This is a genomic window from Thalassococcus halodurans (genome assembly GCF_900108225.1).
Lineage (GTDB): Bacteria > Pseudomonadota > Alphaproteobacteria > Rhodobacterales > Rhodobacteraceae > Thalassococcus > Thalassococcus halodurans.
Genome location: NZ_FNUZ01000002.1, coordinates 462,859 through 477,079, shown reverse-complemented (window position 1 = coordinate 477,079; position 14,221 = coordinate 462,859). Strand labels below are relative to the sequence as shown.

The following is a 14,221-nucleotide window of genomic DNA, read 5'->3' as shown; positions in this document are numbered from 1 at the left end:
AGAAGTTAATGAAGGGGCCAGAGGTACACTGCAATAGCTGCCGTTTGATCAAAGGGTCAAAAATTGACGAACCCAGTGACTTGACTTCCCTTAATATCGACCGAGAGTTATTGAACCACGACAGACATAGAGACGAGGCATTCATGCGGGTCATTAGATTTTTGTGCGCAATTCTAGCATTTTGTGCATTCGGCATGAACGTCAGCGCGCACGAAGTGCGTCCCTCCATCGCTGATCTTAGCAGCGACGCGGAAAATCTGACCCTGTCTGTGACCTTAAATGCAGAAGCCATCCTGTCCGGTGCTGATCTGACGTCTGTAGAAGACACCGATGCGTTGGCAGAATCCGACCAGATTGATGCGATGCGAGCCCTTCCGGCTGACGAACTGTCAGCGCTGATTTCTGAAAACGCCGGGGCGCTGGCGTCTGCGATCCAAATTCAGTCACCCGAAGGACCCGTGTCATTGGGTTTGACCGATACGACCATAACTCCGGAAGCAGATCAGTCTCTTCCAAGAGACACTGTTTTGGAATTTCAGGGAAGCCTGCCAGACGGAACTGACACAGTGACCGTCACTTGGCCCGCAGAGTGGGGCATGTTGGTTCTGCGTCAGCAGGGTGTGGAGGAGCCTTTTACAGGGTACCTGAGTGGTGGCGAGGCATCTGATCCGATCATGCTGGCTGGCGGCGGTGAGCTTTCTGGCTGGAGCAGCTTTCTGACGTATATCCCTGTGGGCTTCGATCACATCGTTCCTATGGGACTTGATCACATCCTGTTTGTCCTAGGCCTGTTTTTCCTGACCTCTCGTCTTGGGCCGCTGCTGTGGCAGATCTCGGCGTTCACTTTGGCACACACCGTTACCTTGGCGTTGGGTGCTTTGGGACTGGTGAACATCCCCGGCTATATCGTCGAGCCGCTGATTGCCGCGTCGATCGTTTTCGTGGCGTTGGAAAACATCTTTTCAAACGGCATGAGTAAATGGCGCCCCGTCGTTGTTTTCCTGTTCGGCCTTCTGCACGGCTTGGGCTTTGCTAGCGTTTTGGGCGAATTCGGGCTTCCGCAAGGCCAGTTCATTCCCGCACTTCTGGGCTTTAATGTCGGTGTCGAAGTCGGACAGCTTTTCGTAATCGCTTGCGCATTCCTGATTGTGTGGATCGCATTGCGCGTCGACGCGCTGGAAATGACGGAACGAACCGGTCAGGTCTTCTACGGTGTGCTCACCCTTATATTTATTGTCATGGCATTCCTGATGAAAGGCACCGGCTTTGAAGCCTATGTCGTTCTGCCTGCGCCGGCGTTCTTCCTGCCGCTCGCGTTTTTGTCCGCGCTGTGCATCTTGTCCGCAACCAATGTGGATAAGCTTGAGGCCTATCGGAACTACGTGGCAATTCCGGCCTCGTGTTTTATCGCTTTGGTCGGCGCCTACTGGTTCGTTGAACGGGTTTTCCTGTAAGGCGAATTAGCTGGGGCAGGGGGCTTGCCAAGCTGACAAACACCCAGTATACGCGCGCCACTTAATCCCGCAGGCGGGGTCGGGCCTTTGGGGGAGACATCCCCAAGCGTCCACCGGTTGGAGCATCCGCTCTATCACCCCCGCCAAGGCGTAAACCGGAAAGGAAAAGAAGCATGGCTCTTCCCGAGTTCACCATGCGCCAGCTGCTCGAAGCAGGCGTACACTTTGGTCACCAGACACAGCGTTGGAATCCCCGTATGGGCGAGTTCATCTATGGCTCGCGCAATGGCATCCACATCATGGACCTTACTCAGACAGTTCCGATGCTAGACGCTGCTCTGAACGTGATCCGTGAAACCGTCGCAAAAGGCGGCCGCGTTCTGTTCGTTGGCACCAAGCGTCAGGCACAGCAGCCTGTTGCAGACGCCGCAGAGAAATGCGCGCAGTATTACATGAACCACCGTTGGCTGGGCGGCACGCTGACAAACTGGCAGACAGTTTCCAAGTCGATCCAGCGCCTGCGTGAAATCGACGAGCGTATGGCTGAAGGCGCAGAAGGCCTGACCAAGAAAGAGCGTCTGAACATGGAACGCGACCAGCAGAAGCTGCAGGCTTCCCTGGGCGGTATCCGTGAAATGGGCGGCGTTCCTGATCTGCTGTTCGTTATCGACGTGAAAAAAGAAGCTTTGGCTGTTGCAGAAGCAAACAAACTGGGCATTCCGGTTGTTGCGGTTGTCGACACAAACTGCTCGCCTGATGGCGTAGACTACATCATCCCGGGCAACGACGACGCGGCACGTGCGATCCAGCTGTACACAGACCTGGCATCCCGCGCAGCTCTGGACGGCATGTCCGCACAGATGGGCGCAGCTGGCGTTGATCTGGGCGCACTGGAAGAAGCACCGGTTGAAGAAGCCGTCGCTGAAGCAGGCGCAGAAGCGTAAGCACCCGAGCTTTGTCGCAAAAGCGACATGCTCATCTGACATGAGCGGGTAGCCCCATATTCAGGGGCCGCCCGGACTGTAATCCGAAGATGAGGAGAGCCGATATGGCTATCACAGCTGCACAGGTTAAAGAGCTGCGCGAAATGACTGGCGCGGGCATGATGGATGCCAAAAAAGCGCTGACCGAAACTGATGGTGACATGGACGCGGCAATCGATTGGCTGCGGACCAAAGGTCTGGCGAAAGCGGCCAAGAAATCCGGTCGTACTGCTGCCGAAGGTCTGGTTGCTGTTAAAGTTGATGGCGGCGTGGGCGTCGCGGTTGAAATCAACTCTGAAACCGACTTCGTTGCGAAGAACGCTGAATTCCAGGAAATGGTTTCCAAAATCGCTGAAGCAGCGGTTTCAGCGTCGGACGTAGAAGCACTGGCTAACAAAGAAGTTGGCGGCAAGGCGATCAAAGACATGATCACCGACAAGATCGCGACGATCGGTGAAAACATGACCCTGCGCCGCATGGCAAAGGTCGAAGGCGCACAGGTTGTGTCCTACGTCCACAACGCTGCTGCAGACGGCATGGGCAACATCGGTGTTCTGGTGGCTCTGTCCGGCGAAAACGAAGCGTTCGGCCGTCAGGTCGCGATGCACATCGCCGCTGCAAACCCCGCATCGCTGAGCGAAGCTGACCTTGATCCGGCCGTTGTTGAAAAAGAGCGTCAGATCCAGATCGACATCGCCAAAGAATCCGGCAAGCCCGACGCGGTTATCGAAAAGATGATCGTAGGCCGCATGAAGAAATTCATGGCTGAAGTCACACTGCTGGGTCAGGCGTTCGTTGTGAACCCCGACGTGACAGTTGCTCAGGCTGCTAAAGAAGCAGGCGTAGAAGTCACCGGCTACATCCGTATGCAGGTTGGCGAAGGCATCGAAAAGAAAGAAGAAGATTTCGCTGCAGAAGTTGCGAAAGCTGTTCAGGGCTAATTTCCCCGACATTCTTAACTGGAAAAGCCGCGCTGTTATCAGCGCGGCTTTTTCGTTTAAAGGGAACTGCCTGCATTCGATACATTGGGGATGAAATCAAACACAGGCAGTCTGTAAGAAACCCCGATAATTCAGCATTCCCCACATTTTGGCTTTCGCCTCACCGGTCGTTCCTCAGGACAAACGAGACTTTTCCGGTGGTCCCCAACCGATACGCGGTCGTCACTCGTGGAACGGCGTCAAGATGCCCGAAATGTTGACTTTGCGTTAAGTCAGGATTTCCTGACTTTGACCGGTTTCAGGTATGCGACCTTGGTCGGAACTCAGCCAAAGTGATTAGAAATCGACCACAAAAATCTGATTTTGGAAGGATGCTTTCAGAACGGCTTGTGCTGTTGTTTCGACGTTCAATGCCTCGCGCGCCAGACGCAGGTGTTTTTCGATCGTGGCTTGGGTTAATCCCATGATTTCAGCAATATCAGCCATGGTCTTGCCGTCGCCAACCCATTCCAAGGCCTCGCGCTGCCGCTTGGTCAGCTTCTGGTTCGGCAATGTATAGGGCAGGGAGGTGATTTTGAGATGAACGATGTTGTTCATCAGGATCAAAGCATCACCGTGACTATCCCAAACCTTATCGATTTCAGCTTGCGTCATGCCTTTCTGGGCCGTCAATGCGATGGCCCCTTTGGCACGTCGAGAAACTGATCTGAAGGATACGGAATAGCCAGCCGCAACGTCATTCGCGACGTTGAATTCAACCACGCGTTTCTCATCGGCGGTCAGAGTTCCGGTTTCCATCATCTGGACCAGAACGCTCCAACTACAGGCACCATCATTTTTTAGCGCCCAATGTACCATCGGCGCATGATGGTAAAGCCGTTCACCGATAAATGCATCGATGTAGGACGGATCATGATTGCTCAGGATGAGAAAATCATTTGGATCACCCAAAGACGTTGATGTCTTGGACTGCGTGAACCCGTAAAGAAGTCGATCAAAGCCGTAAGATTTCATCTTAAGGCAGTGCATTTCCCACAGCTCTTCAATGCTGTCAGATTGCGTCAAATCCAGCAGATAGGCAGGATCCAGAGACTTCAAGTTAGGACTCCAAAACAGACATCAGTGCATCAATTGCCAGAATATAGCCAAACGGGCCAAATCCACAAATCTGACCAACTGCCACAGGACCGATCCAGGACTTGTGACGGAATTCTTCACGCGCATGGATGTTCGACAGATGCAGCTCAACAACCGGCAATTCGACCGACTTGATCGCATCCATGATGGCAATCGATGTGTGGGTCAGGGCACCGGCGTTGATGATGACGCCGTCATATTTTCCGCGCGCATCGTGAAGCGCGTCGATCAGAACGCCTTCGTGATTTGACTGCAGAAACGCAACGGACGCATCTTTGTCTGTAACGTGCGCGTTACACATGTCCTCGATATCGGCGAGCGTCGTGTGACCGTAGACTTCGGGCTGGCGTGTCCCAAGCAGGTTCAGGTTCGGTCCGTTCAGGATCAGCAGGTTTTTCATAAAGGTCTCCACACGACGTAAAATGCAGAACGCTACGGCACGCATCTGCCAGTGATCATCTTGACGTTGGTTTTATTGATAGGCCTAGTCGGTGCAAGTGTATTCACGCATTTCGACAGTATATGTACTGAACGATACGAAAAACGTTATTTTGCTGGATGTAAATGGACCGATAATTTACATAATACTGATTATACGATTTATGTGTGAGCCGATTTAGCTATCCAGCGTGACCAACCTTCTGACAATTTTGGACAATTCTTCACGCACCCATTTGTGCATTGGCGACTTGTGGGTTCGCTCTGTCCAATACGCCATCACATCAAATGGCGAAGGCAAAGGACACGGGATTGTTCTGACGTCGCTGCCCATCACTGCGGCCACGCGTGCCGGCACTGTCGCGATCAGATCTGTGTCGCGGATCAAATCCGGGATCATTGCCGGACTTGGCACTTCGACGACCGAGTTTAGCTCCAGTCCCTGATCCTCCACCTCGATCAGATAACGTGATCTCCACTGCGAACCGTACGTGACAATGATCTGTGGCATCGCTGCGTAGGTTTCGACATCCAGTACACCATCTTGCAGCGCGTGCCCCTCGGGGACGATTACCGTATAATGATCCGTCAAAAGCTTGCGCCCGAAAAAGCCGCTTTCAGGTACGCGCATCGGCCCGATCAGAATGTCGCTTTCACCTTGGCTAAGCCTTTGCCTTCCTGACGAAAAAGACGAGATGATCTTCAGTTTAAGATTGGGCGCCTTCGTTCGCATGACACGCACAAGATCGGGAATGATGACCGCGCGTTCATAGTAGTTACAAGCGATGGTGATAACGCCAGAGGCCGTCGAAGGATCAAAATCTGTCGGCAATGTCATGCGGTTGAACTCGGCCAGGATCATGGCTGCCTGCCCGGCAAGTTCATCGCATTTCTGCGTTGATACCACCTGCCCGCCTTGCCGCACAAACAGCGGATCGTCGAAAGCTTTTCTAAGTCTTTCAATGGTGTAGCTGACAGAACTTTGCGTAACACCTAAGGTTTCAGCCGCACGGCTGAACGAGCCATAGGAATGCACCAGTTCAAGCACGCGTAAGGCGGAAAAATCTACGGAATATGGATCGACGTCTTTCATCGGCACAGCATCAGGGATTTTGATACAGCAAACAAGCCCCATCTAATTGCCAGATGCAAGCTGCGTGGCTAAATTCGCAGTCCGTCGATTGGGAGGATGAGATGACCGAAATGACACAAATGGCTGTGCCGGTAGACGACAGCACGACAATCCAGAACCTGTATCAGGACCCCTACCCGATTTACGCGAAGTTTCGGAAGCAAAGCCCTGTTATCAAGGTAAATTCTGTCAATCGCATCATGCTGACCAAAGCGTCGGATACGAAGTATGTGAAAGACAATCCGGTTTTGTTCAGCTCGAACGATCCCAACACGCCGATGGAACGCGCCTTCCGGGCCCACACGCTGATGCGCAAAGACGGCGAGGAACACTCGCGCGAGCGGAACGCGATGGCATCCGCCTTTGGTGGCCGTTCCATCAAACAGTGCTGGGAGCCGATCTACAGGCAAATTGCCTACGATTACGTTACACGCTTGCCCAAGGGCGAAGTGGTTGATCTTTTCCCCGCCTTGGCCGGCCCCTTTGCCGCGCGCTGTCTGACCCACCTTTTGGGGATCACAGAGGCCAGCGACGAAGACATGCAGCGTTGGTCGCAGGTGTTGATCGACGGCGCTGGCAACTTTGGCTGGAAAGACGAACTTTTTGCCCCCTGTGACGCCGCCAACATCGAGATGGATGAGTTGTTTCGACAGAAAAGCGCTGAGTACAAAAAAGATCCGAATGCCAGTGCATTGTCTGTCATGGTTAATGCGGATAATCCGATCCCCGAAAGCCAAATTTTTGCAAATATCAAGATCGCGATCGGCGGTGGCATCAACGAACCGCGCGACGCGTTACTGACGATTTTGTACGGTCTTTTGACCAACCCCGATCAAAAAGCCGAGGTTGTTAAGAACGAACTTTGGGGTCAGGCGTTTGAAGAAGGCGTCCGTTGGGTTGCGCCGATCCAGGTATCATCGCGTTTGGTGACCGAAGATACCGAAATCAGAGGCTATCACATCCCCAAAGGCGAAGTCGTTATGACTGTTCAGGCCTCTGCCAACTGGGACGAAGACGAGGTCGAGGATGGGCACCTGTTCAACGCACTTCGCGACCGTATCGACCACCAGAGTTTTGGCAACGGCCCGCACTTCTGCCAGGGCAAACATGTGGCTCGTCGGATGATCGCCGAAATCATGCTTCCACTGCTATTCGAACGCTTCCCAAATATGCGGATAACCGACCCCGATGAGGTCAAATTTTACGGGTTCGGGTTCCGTGGCCCACTGAATTTACCCGTAATTTTAGAATGACTTAGCCTGAATTATTATGTACCATAACTACGATTCTGGTGGGGATGGTTTCTGCCAGTTTTCATCGATGAGGAGGAAAGATGAAAAAGCGCTTTTTCATGAAGACAGCTGCCGCTATCGCGCTTGCTGCTGGCATGGTTCCGGGCATGTTGACGGCCCAGGAAGTTACACTTCGCCTACACCAATTTTTGCCGCCGCCGGCCACAGTGCCGAAGCACATCCTGAAACCCTGGGCCGCCGCAGTTGAAGAAGCTGCCGGAGGCAAAGTGAAAATCGAGCATTACGATGCGATGGCTCTGGGTGGTCCGCCGCCCGCACTGTTCGATCAGGCTGTTGACGGTGTTGCCGATATCACCATGACGGTTGTTGGCTACACACCCGGTCGCTTCCCGCGCACCGAGGTTTTCGAACTTCCGTTCATGATGACGGATCCGGTCGCGACAGCTAAAGCATTCCAGGAAATGGTCGAAACAGACCTGCAGGAAAGCGAATACGGTGACGTCAAAGTTCTGGGTGCTTGGGTTCATGGCCCGGGCGTGATCCACACCGAAAACGGTGTTTCCAAACTGGAAGACATGGAAGGTCTGAAACTGCGTGGTCCGACCCGCGTTATCACCGACATGTTGAACGAACTAGGCGCAACACCGGTTGGTATGCCCCTGCCCGCCATTCCGGAAGCACTTTCCAAAGGTGTTATCGACGGCACAGTTATTCCGTGGGAAGTTACACCCGCGATCAAACTGTCGGATCTGGTTTCCAACCACACCGAATTCTCGGGCGACGAAGCTTTGTACACGGCCACGATCATCATGGTCATGAACAAAGACAAATACGAAAGCCTGCCTGATGACGTCAAAGCGGCGATCGATCAGGAATCCGGTATGAAGCTGGCCGAAATGGCATCGCGTATCATGTATGAATACGATGCACCCGGCCGCGCGATTGCGGAAGGCAAAGGCAATAACATCGTGACACTCGATGCAGCCGAAGTTGCCCGCTTCAAAGAAAAGGCTCAGCCGGTTATCGAGCGTTGGATTGCAGATATGGAATCCAAAGGCATTGATGGCGCAGCTCTGATCGAAGAAGCCAAGGCGCTGATCAAAAAGCACGGCGGCTAAGCCACTGGCATAAAACAGAAAGCCCGCCAAGTTTCGAACTTGGCGGGCTTTTTTATTGGCTGATTTCGAAGATTTAAGGGGTTAAAGCCCCAAAATCTGACGCGCTTCTGCGCATGTAGCCACGGAGCGCTCGTATTTTTCACAAAGCGAAACTGCACGTTCGACCAAAGCCGCGTTCGACGGTGCAAGGTTATCGCGATCCAGACGAATGTTGTCTTCCAGACCTGTTCGCGTATGGCCACCTTTGCGAATGCACCATTCGTTCACTTCGATCTGATGACGTCCGATCCCTGCCCCACACCATTGTGCATCCGGCGCGAACCGCTTCAGGGTTTCAATGTAAAAATCGAAAACCCGTTCATCCGCGATCATCGCATTTTGAACGCCCATCACAAACTGCACGTACAGCGGGCCTTTCAGCTTGCCAGCTTTTTGAAGCCGCGTGGCTTGGATGATGTGGGACAAATCGAACGCTTCGATTTCAGGTTTCACGTTGTATTCCAGCATTTGGGAACACAGCCAATCGACCAGATCGGGCGAATTTTCATAAACGCGGGTCGGGAAATTGTTCGACCCCACAGACAGCGATGCCATGTCGGGTGACAATGGCAACATACCCCCGCGTTCCCTGCCCGCCCCCGACCGGCCGCCTGTCGACAATTGCACGATCATGTCGGGGCAATGTTTTTCAATGCCTTCCTTCAAACGGGCAAACCGTTCGGGATCGGATGTGGGTTTGCCTTCGTCATCGCGCACGTGACAATGGGCGATCGAGGCACCGGCCTCATACGCGGCATGGGTGCTTTCGACTTGTTCAGAAATCGTGACCGGAACAGCGGGATTATCCGCTTGGGTCGGGACAGAACCGGTGATGGCGACGCAGATGATGCAAGGATCTGACATGTTTTTCTTTCCAGAGTTTGTTCTGTCCCAGAGTTACCAGTTTCAGATATCGAGGAAAACGGTTTCGCCTTCACCCTGAAGACGGACATCGAAACGGTATTTGCCATAAGCCGTCTTCTTGGCGATCAGGGTGTCCACACGCTGGCGCTGTTCGATCCGGCTTAGCAGCGGGTCATTGCTGTTGTCTTCATCTTCGAAATAGATGCGTGTTTGCAGACCGATATTGATACCGCGCGCCACGATCCAAAGCGAGATGTGCGGCGCGTGAACCTGACCACCGCGGCCAGCAATCGATCCGGGTTTGACAGTTTTCAGCGTGTATTCACCAGTTTCGCCATCGGCGGCAAAGCGGCAGTAGCCCGACACGTTCGGATCAGCACCGTCTTGGCCCGCGAATTTACCAGAGGCATCCGCCTGCCAGCTTTCAAACAAAGCATCGCGCATCGCCCAACCGGTGCCATCGTAAATGGAGCCCACGATCTCGATCACTTCGCCTTTTGCGCCATCCGCAATCGGACTTTCGCCCAACTGGTTTTCATAGACATCTGGGATACCTGCAAAGGACGGCATCAGGCCGATATGCACATAAGGACCGGCTGTTTGCGACGGCGTTTCTTCGTGAATGTCCAGTGGTTGAACCATTGATCACATCCCTTCGAGTTTGTTTTCGAACATGGTCTGGCGACGGCCGCGCAGAACGATGTCGAATTTGTAGGCAAGGAAATCCAGCGGGCGCGAATTGGACATATCCAAAGGCGCAACCAGACGATCCAACTGGGACCGGTTTTTGATCGTCGCAGCAATCGGACACAGATCGATCAGAGGGTCGCCTTGGAAATACATCTGCGTGATCAGGCGCTGGCCAAAGCTGTGACCGAAGACCGAAATGTGGATGTGCATCGGACGCCAGTCATTTCCACGGTTCGGCCAAGGATACGCGCCCGGGCGGATCGTCAGGAACTGGTAGTTGCCTTCGTCATCCGTCAGCGTACGGCCACAGCCGCCAAAGTTCGGATCAAGCGGCGCAAGGTAGCCGTCTTTCTTGTGGCGATAGCGTCCACCGGCGTTGGCCTGCCAGATCTCGACCAGCGTGTTGGGCACGCCGCGGCCACGTTCATCCAGAACCTTGCCGTGCATCAGGATACGTTCGCCAATCGCAGGCGCCGTCCCTTTGGAGAAATTCATGATCAGGTTGTTGTCCAGCGCACCGAATGTACCGTGGCCGAATGTCGGACCGGTTTCTTCGGACGCACCGCTTTCCATCGACAGCAGCGGCTGCGACGGAGAGCGCGCGACGCTGGTTTTATAACCCGGATCGTAAGGCACCGGATGAATATCGCGATTGCGCGGGATCAATGGACCAAGATCAGCCATTGCCGTTCTCCATTTCATCGTAGGTTTGTTTCGCAAGCTTCAGCGCATGGTTTGCACGCGGCACACCCGCATAAACCGCGACGTGCTGAAACACTTCAAGCACGTCCTGTTTGCTGGCACCTGTGTTGGCTGTCGCCCGAATATGCATCGGAATTTCTTCGAAATTGCCGCAGGCTGCCAATAGAGCCAGCGTAATCATGGACCGCTCACGGCGCGAGATGCCGTCAGACGCCCATACAGTGCCCCAAGCACCTTCTGTGATCATTGTCTGGAACGCCTCGTCAAAGGGCGTTTTAGCGGCTTCTGCGCGGTCAACATGGGCATCGCCCAATACGGAACGGCGCACGGCCATTCCGTCATCATAACGTTTGGACATAGGGTATTGGTCCTCCTGCCCCATAGTCATACACAAAGCGTAAGCGGAAAAAATTATATTTATTCCTTCAATTCATAATCTATAAGTTATGAATGATTGATCGTCGCATAAAACTCCGCCATCTTCAGCTGTTTCTGGAAACCGCCAATCTGCAAAGCCTGTCTTCGGCTGCGGATCGTTTGGGTATTTCCCAACCAGCCGCTTCGCAGACGTTGAAAGAGCTTGAAGAAATTCTGGGGGCCAAGCTGTTCAATCGCGAAGGCCGTTCCCTTCGGATCAACCAGCGTGGGCGCGTGTTCCAGCAATTCACCAGCACTGCCCTGCTTGATCTTGAAAAAGGTCAGGACATGGTGCGCGGCGCGAAATCTCATTCAACCCGGATTGCGGTTGGATTGCTTCCAACGGTGGCCACCGACATTTTCCCCCGCGCCGCCATCGAATTCAGGAAGGCGCACCCGCAATGCCATTTGCGGATATCCACGGGACCGAATTGGAGCCTGCTACAACAACTGCGCGACGGATCACTGGATATCGTCGTCGGGCGGATGTCCGCGCCGGAACAAATGATGGGGCTGTCGTTCCGTGAATTGTTCACCGATCAAATTTTGGCAGTCGTGCGCCCGGAGCATCCCTTGCTCGGCAAACAACTCGATCCTGCTGCCTTAGCAGAGTTCCCCCTTATGCTGCCCCCCGCAGGCGCCGTCATTTCATCAGCGGTGCGCGCATGGTTGCTATCGAAAAACCTGCAAACCGTCGAACCCGCGTTCGAAAACGTATCGCTCGCCTTCGGGCGTAAAACCGTGATGCTGTCAGACACGGTCTGGTTCATCTCGCGCTCGGTGATCGCTGATGAGTTGGCCAATGGAACGATCAGCGCACTTGATTTGGGCGATCCGCTGCTGGGCGGACCGGTGGGGGTATCAGTGCGCGATCAGTCCGCTATATCAAACGAACTGACCGCGCTAATCGATACGCTTGGCGCACTGGTTAAAAAGGCAGCCCCACATAGTTCAGCGCCATAGTCGCGCGCGCCGACGGGACCGTCAGCATTTGGCGCAGTTCACTTTCCTGCATGCGCTGATCAAAGTCCGACTGATCAGGGAAGCGGTGCAGCATGGACGTCATCCACCACGAGAAGCGCATAGCGCCCCAGATGCGCTGCAACGCGACCTCTGAGTACTTGTCGAGCCCTGTTGCATCACCGTCCTTGTAGAAGGCAATCAGCCCCTCGTAGAGGTAGTGTACGTCGCTCATGGCAAGGTTCAGACCCTTGGCGCCCGTCGGCGGCACAATGTGCGCTGCATCACCCACAAGGAACATCTGTCCATAGCGCATGGGCTCGGTCACGAAGGACCGCAGCGGAGCGATGGATTTCTCGATGCTAGGGCCGGTTTCCATGCCCGCGGCCACTTCCTCGGGAAGGCGGCTTTTAAGCTCGTCCCAGAACGCGTCATCGGACCAGTCTTCGACCTTATCGGTCAGAGGCACCTGAATGTAATAGCGCGACAGGTTGTCGTTGCGCATCGACGCCAGCGCAAAGCCACGGGGGTGGTTGGCATAGATCAGCTCTTCTGCGGCGGGTTTGGTTTCTGACAGAATCCCCAGCCAGCCGAACGGATAAACGCGCTCATAATCTTTGCGGATATTATCGGGGATGGATTTACGGCTGACCCCGTGAAAGCCGTCACATCCCGCAATGAAATCGCAATCCACTCGGCGCGTTTCACCGTCCTTTTCATAGGTAAGGTATGGCGCATCGCTGGTGATGTCATGGGGCGTCACGTTGTCGGCGTCATGGATGATCGTCGCGCCGATTTTGTCCTGCGCATCGTACAGGTCTTTGGTGACCTCGGTCTGGCCATAGACCATGACCTCTTCATCCACTTCATCGCGGAAGGACACGTTGAACATGCCTTCAACGGTCGAGAAATAGCAGCCCTGATGCGGGTGCCCTTCCCGGTCCATCCGTTCAGCCGCTCCAGCCTTGCGCAGCATATCGACGGTGCCGCGTTCCAGAACGCCAGCGCGAATGCGGGACAGGACATAATCCCGATCCTTGCGTTCCAGCACGACCGTAGAAATGCCCGCCATATTCAAAAGCTGCGACAGCATCAGCCCCGATGGGCCGCCACCGATAATCCCGACTTGCGTTTTCATATACGTCCAATCCTCATCCCGATTTGACGTCAAAAATAGCGGACATCATGTCGGGAACAGAATGGACGGAGCCAAGAATGAATGGTACTTTTCGAACATGAACACACTTGCTCAGATCCCGTCCTTCTCGCTTTATGGCGAAGAAAAGGGCTTTCCCGATGTTTTGCATGTCGAACGGATCACCGACCGCGCGGCACTGCATGACTGGGTGATTTCGCCCCATCGGCATCCGGCAATGCATCAGATCTTTCTGCTTCTCGATGGGATCATCCAAGCGAGTATTGATGGGAAAACGCTGCATTTTTCGAAAGCATGCATTCTATCCATACCGCGCCAATCCGTGCATGGGTTCACCTTCAGCATGGGCACCGAGGGCTTTGTTTTGTCTCTGCCGATTCAAGCCCATCCACATGTATTTTCACCGGATACAGACCTGGGCCGCGCCCTGCTGGACCCTGTCACTTTCGAACCTGATCAAGCGATCATCAATCTGTTCCACCAACTTGAAGAAGAGCACAAAGCCAATTCCGCTTTGCGCCTGCACATGCTGCAATCCCTTAGCCAGACATTGATGGTCCGCATTGCCCGGAACGCCGAGAGGGATCATCAAAAGCGCGGTAAGTCCCGTCATTTTGAAAAACTCGAAACGCTGCTAACCCACCATATCAAAGACCGCTGGAGTGTCGCGCAATATGCGGCTGCGTTGTCGATCACATCAACGCAGCTATCGCGGATCACACGGGCCGAGGCTGGCGTTTCGGCGTCGAAATTGATCGACATGTGGCTGTTTCAGGAAGCGCAGCGGTCGCTGGCCTATACCCGCATGTCAGTGGCCGAGGTCGGATATACCCTTGGCTTCGAAGACCCCGCGTATTTCAGCCGCGCATTCCGCCGCCACTACGGACAAAGCCCCAGCGAATATCGCCAGGGCCTTGGGATCAGCTCAGACGCCTGA

Annotated in this window: 15 protein-coding genes; 7 read left to right on the top strand and 8 right to left on the bottom strand. The window is 54.2% G+C overall.

All coding sequences use genetic code 11. The annotated features are described in order from the left end of the window. Positions 1–194 precede the first annotated feature (194 nt). From C4S59_RS07370 to tsf, 3 genes are all read left to right on the top strand, one after another. Positions 195–1,454, top strand: a complete 1,260-nt coding sequence (locus C4S59_RS07370; protein WP_103910319.1) for a HupE/UreJ family protein — start codon at positions 195–197, stop codon at positions 1,452–1,454. Between the two features lie 173 nt (positions 1,455–1,627). Continuing rightward, entirely contained in the window at positions 1,628–2,398 is a 771-nt protein-coding gene (rpsB, locus tag C4S59_RS07365; RefSeq protein WP_103909822.1) for a 30S ribosomal protein S2, read from the top strand. 104 nt (positions 2,399–2,502) lie between these two features. Continuing rightward, positions 2,503–3,378 (top strand): translation elongation factor Ts, encoded by an 876-nt coding sequence (tsf, locus tag C4S59_RS07360; protein WP_103909821.1) that lies wholly within the window; start codon positions 2,503–2,505, stop codon positions 3,376–3,378. Between the two features lie 336 nt (positions 3,379–3,714). Here the strand turns inward: tsf and C4S59_RS07355 are convergent, their stop codons facing one another. The 3 genes from C4S59_RS07355 to C4S59_RS07345 all read right to left on the bottom strand — a co-directional run bounded on the left by C4S59_RS07355 (position 3,715) and on the right by C4S59_RS07345 (position 6,046). Beyond that, positions 3,715–4,476 carry a LuxR family transcriptional regulator gene (locus C4S59_RS07355; protein ID WP_268810623.1) on the bottom strand — a complete coding sequence of 254 codons (762 nt, stop codon included), beginning with the start codon at positions 4,474–4,476 and terminating at the stop codon, positions 3,715–3,717. Between the two features lies 1 nt (position 4,477). Beyond that, on the bottom strand, positions 4,478–4,915 hold the full coding sequence (gene aroQ, locus C4S59_RS07350; RefSeq protein WP_103910317.1) for a type II 3-dehydroquinate dehydratase: 438 nt from the start codon (positions 4,913–4,915) through the stop codon (positions 4,478–4,480). A gap of 216 nt (positions 4,916–5,131) precedes the next feature. After that, positions 5,132–6,046 (bottom strand): LysR family transcriptional regulator, encoded by a 915-nt coding sequence (locus C4S59_RS07345; protein WP_160006786.1) that lies wholly within the window; start codon positions 6,044–6,046, stop codon positions 5,132–5,134. A gap of 110 nt (positions 6,047–6,156) precedes the next feature. Here C4S59_RS07345 and C4S59_RS07340 point away from each other — a divergent pair, with 110 nt between their 5' ends. Together C4S59_RS07340 and C4S59_RS07335 are read left to right on the top strand one after the other, a co-directional pair. Beyond that, a complete protein-coding gene (locus C4S59_RS07340; RefSeq protein ID WP_103910316.1) occupies positions 6,157–7,338 on the top strand; it encodes a cytochrome P450 in 1,182 nt (393 codons plus the stop codon). A gap of 80 nt (positions 7,339–7,418) precedes the next feature. Further along, positions 7,419–8,456 carry a TRAP transporter substrate-binding protein gene (locus C4S59_RS07335; protein WP_234994707.1) on the top strand — a complete coding sequence of 346 codons (1,038 nt, stop codon included), beginning with the start codon at positions 7,419–7,421 and terminating at the stop codon, positions 8,454–8,456. Positions 8,457–8,537: 81 nt separating this feature from the next. Here the strand turns inward: C4S59_RS07335 and C4S59_RS07330 are convergent, their stop codons facing one another. The 4 genes from C4S59_RS07330 to pcaC are packed head-to-tail and all read right to left on the bottom strand — an operon-like array spanning position 8,538 to position 11,109. Then, the gene (locus C4S59_RS07330; protein WP_103909819.1) at positions 8,538–9,359 is read right to left on the bottom strand and encodes a BKACE family enzyme; all 822 of its coding nucleotides are present in this window, start codon (positions 9,357–9,359) and stop codon (positions 8,538–8,540) included. A gap of 42 nt (positions 9,360–9,401) precedes the next feature. Continuing rightward, positions 9,402–10,001 (bottom strand): protocatechuate 3,4-dioxygenase subunit alpha, encoded by a 600-nt coding sequence (gene pcaG, locus C4S59_RS07325; RefSeq protein ID WP_103909818.1) that lies wholly within the window; start codon positions 9,999–10,001, stop codon positions 9,402–9,404. A gap of 3 nt (positions 10,002–10,004) precedes the next feature. Continuing rightward, entirely contained in the window at positions 10,005–10,733 is a 729-nt protein-coding gene (gene pcaH, locus C4S59_RS07320; protein ID WP_103909817.1) for a protocatechuate 3,4-dioxygenase subunit beta, read from the bottom strand. Next, positions 10,726–11,109 (bottom strand): 4-carboxymuconolactone decarboxylase, encoded by a 384-nt coding sequence (gene pcaC, locus C4S59_RS07315; protein WP_103909816.1) that lies wholly within the window; start codon positions 11,107–11,109, stop codon positions 10,726–10,728. The genes pcaH and pcaC overlap by 8 nt, the downstream gene beginning before the upstream one ends. Before the next feature lie 92 nt (positions 11,110–11,201). On the opposite strand from pcaC, the gene C4S59_RS07310 reads away from it, so the two are divergent. Then, a complete protein-coding gene (locus tag C4S59_RS07310; RefSeq protein ID WP_103909815.1) occupies positions 11,202–12,131 on the top strand; it encodes a LysR substrate-binding domain-containing protein in 930 nt (309 codons plus the stop codon). Here C4S59_RS07310 and pobA read toward each other — a convergent pair. Further along, on the bottom strand, positions 12,097–13,266 hold the full coding sequence (pobA, locus tag C4S59_RS07305) for a 4-hydroxybenzoate 3-monooxygenase (RefSeq protein ID WP_103909814.1): 1,170 nt from the start codon (positions 13,264–13,266) through the stop codon (positions 12,097–12,099). The two genes, C4S59_RS07310 and pobA, sit on opposite strands and share 35 nt — an antisense overlap. Positions 13,267–13,327: 61 nt before the next feature. Here pobA and C4S59_RS07300 point away from each other — a divergent pair, with 61 nt between their 5' ends. Beyond that, a complete protein-coding gene (locus C4S59_RS07300; protein WP_160006783.1) occupies positions 13,328–14,221 on the top strand; it encodes a helix-turn-helix domain-containing protein in 894 nt (297 codons plus the stop codon).

Bases quoted from the DNA above. Each gene is read 5' to 3' on its own strand.
- C4S59_RS07330 (WP_103909819.1), bottom strand. From the start codon at position 9,359: ATGTCAGATCCTTGCATCATCTGCGTCGCCATCACCGGTTCTGTCCCG.
- rpsB (WP_103909822.1), top strand. From the start codon at position 1,628: ATGGCTCTTCCCGAGTTCACCATGCGCCAGCTGCTCGAAGCAGGCGTA.
- C4S59_RS07310 (WP_103909815.1), top strand. From the start codon at position 11,202: ATGATTGATCGTCGCATAAAACTCCGCCATCTTCAGCTGTTTCTGGAA.
- C4S59_RS07340 (WP_103910316.1), top strand. From the start codon at position 6,157: ATGACACAAATGGCTGTGCCGGTAGACGACAGCACGACAATCCAGAAC.
- pcaC (WP_103909816.1), bottom strand. From the start codon at position 11,109: ATGTCCAAACGTTATGATGACGGAATGGCCGTGCGCCGTTCCGTATTG.
- tsf (WP_103909821.1), top strand. From the start codon at position 2,503: ATGGCTATCACAGCTGCACAGGTTAAAGAGCTGCGCGAAATGACTGGC.
- pcaG (WP_103909818.1), bottom strand. From the start codon at position 10,001: ATGGTTCAACCACTGGACATTCACGAAGAAACGCCGTCGCAAACAGCC.
- C4S59_RS07300 (WP_160006783.1), top strand. From the start codon at position 13,328: ATGGACGGAGCCAAGAATGAATGGTACTTTTCGAACATGAACACACTT.
- aroQ (WP_103910317.1), bottom strand. From the start codon at position 4,915: ATGAAAAACCTGCTGATCCTGAACGGACCGAACCTGAACCTGCTTGGG.
- C4S59_RS07370 (WP_103910319.1), top strand. From the start codon at position 195: ATGAACGTCAGCGCGCACGAAGTGCGTCCCTCCATCGCTGATCTTAGC.
- pcaH (WP_103909817.1), bottom strand. From the start codon at position 10,733: ATGGCTGATCTTGGTCCATTGATCCCGCGCAATCGCGATATTCATCCG.
- pobA (WP_103909814.1), bottom strand. From the start codon at position 13,266: ATGAAAACGCAAGTCGGGATTATCGGTGGCGGCCCATCGGGGCTGATG.
- C4S59_RS07345 (WP_160006786.1), bottom strand. From the start codon at position 6,046: ATGAAAGACGTCGATCCATATTCCGTAGATTTTTCCGCCTTACGCGTG.
- C4S59_RS07335 (WP_234994707.1), top strand. From the start codon at position 7,419: ATGAAAAAGCGCTTTTTCATGAAGACAGCTGCCGCTATCGCGCTTGCT.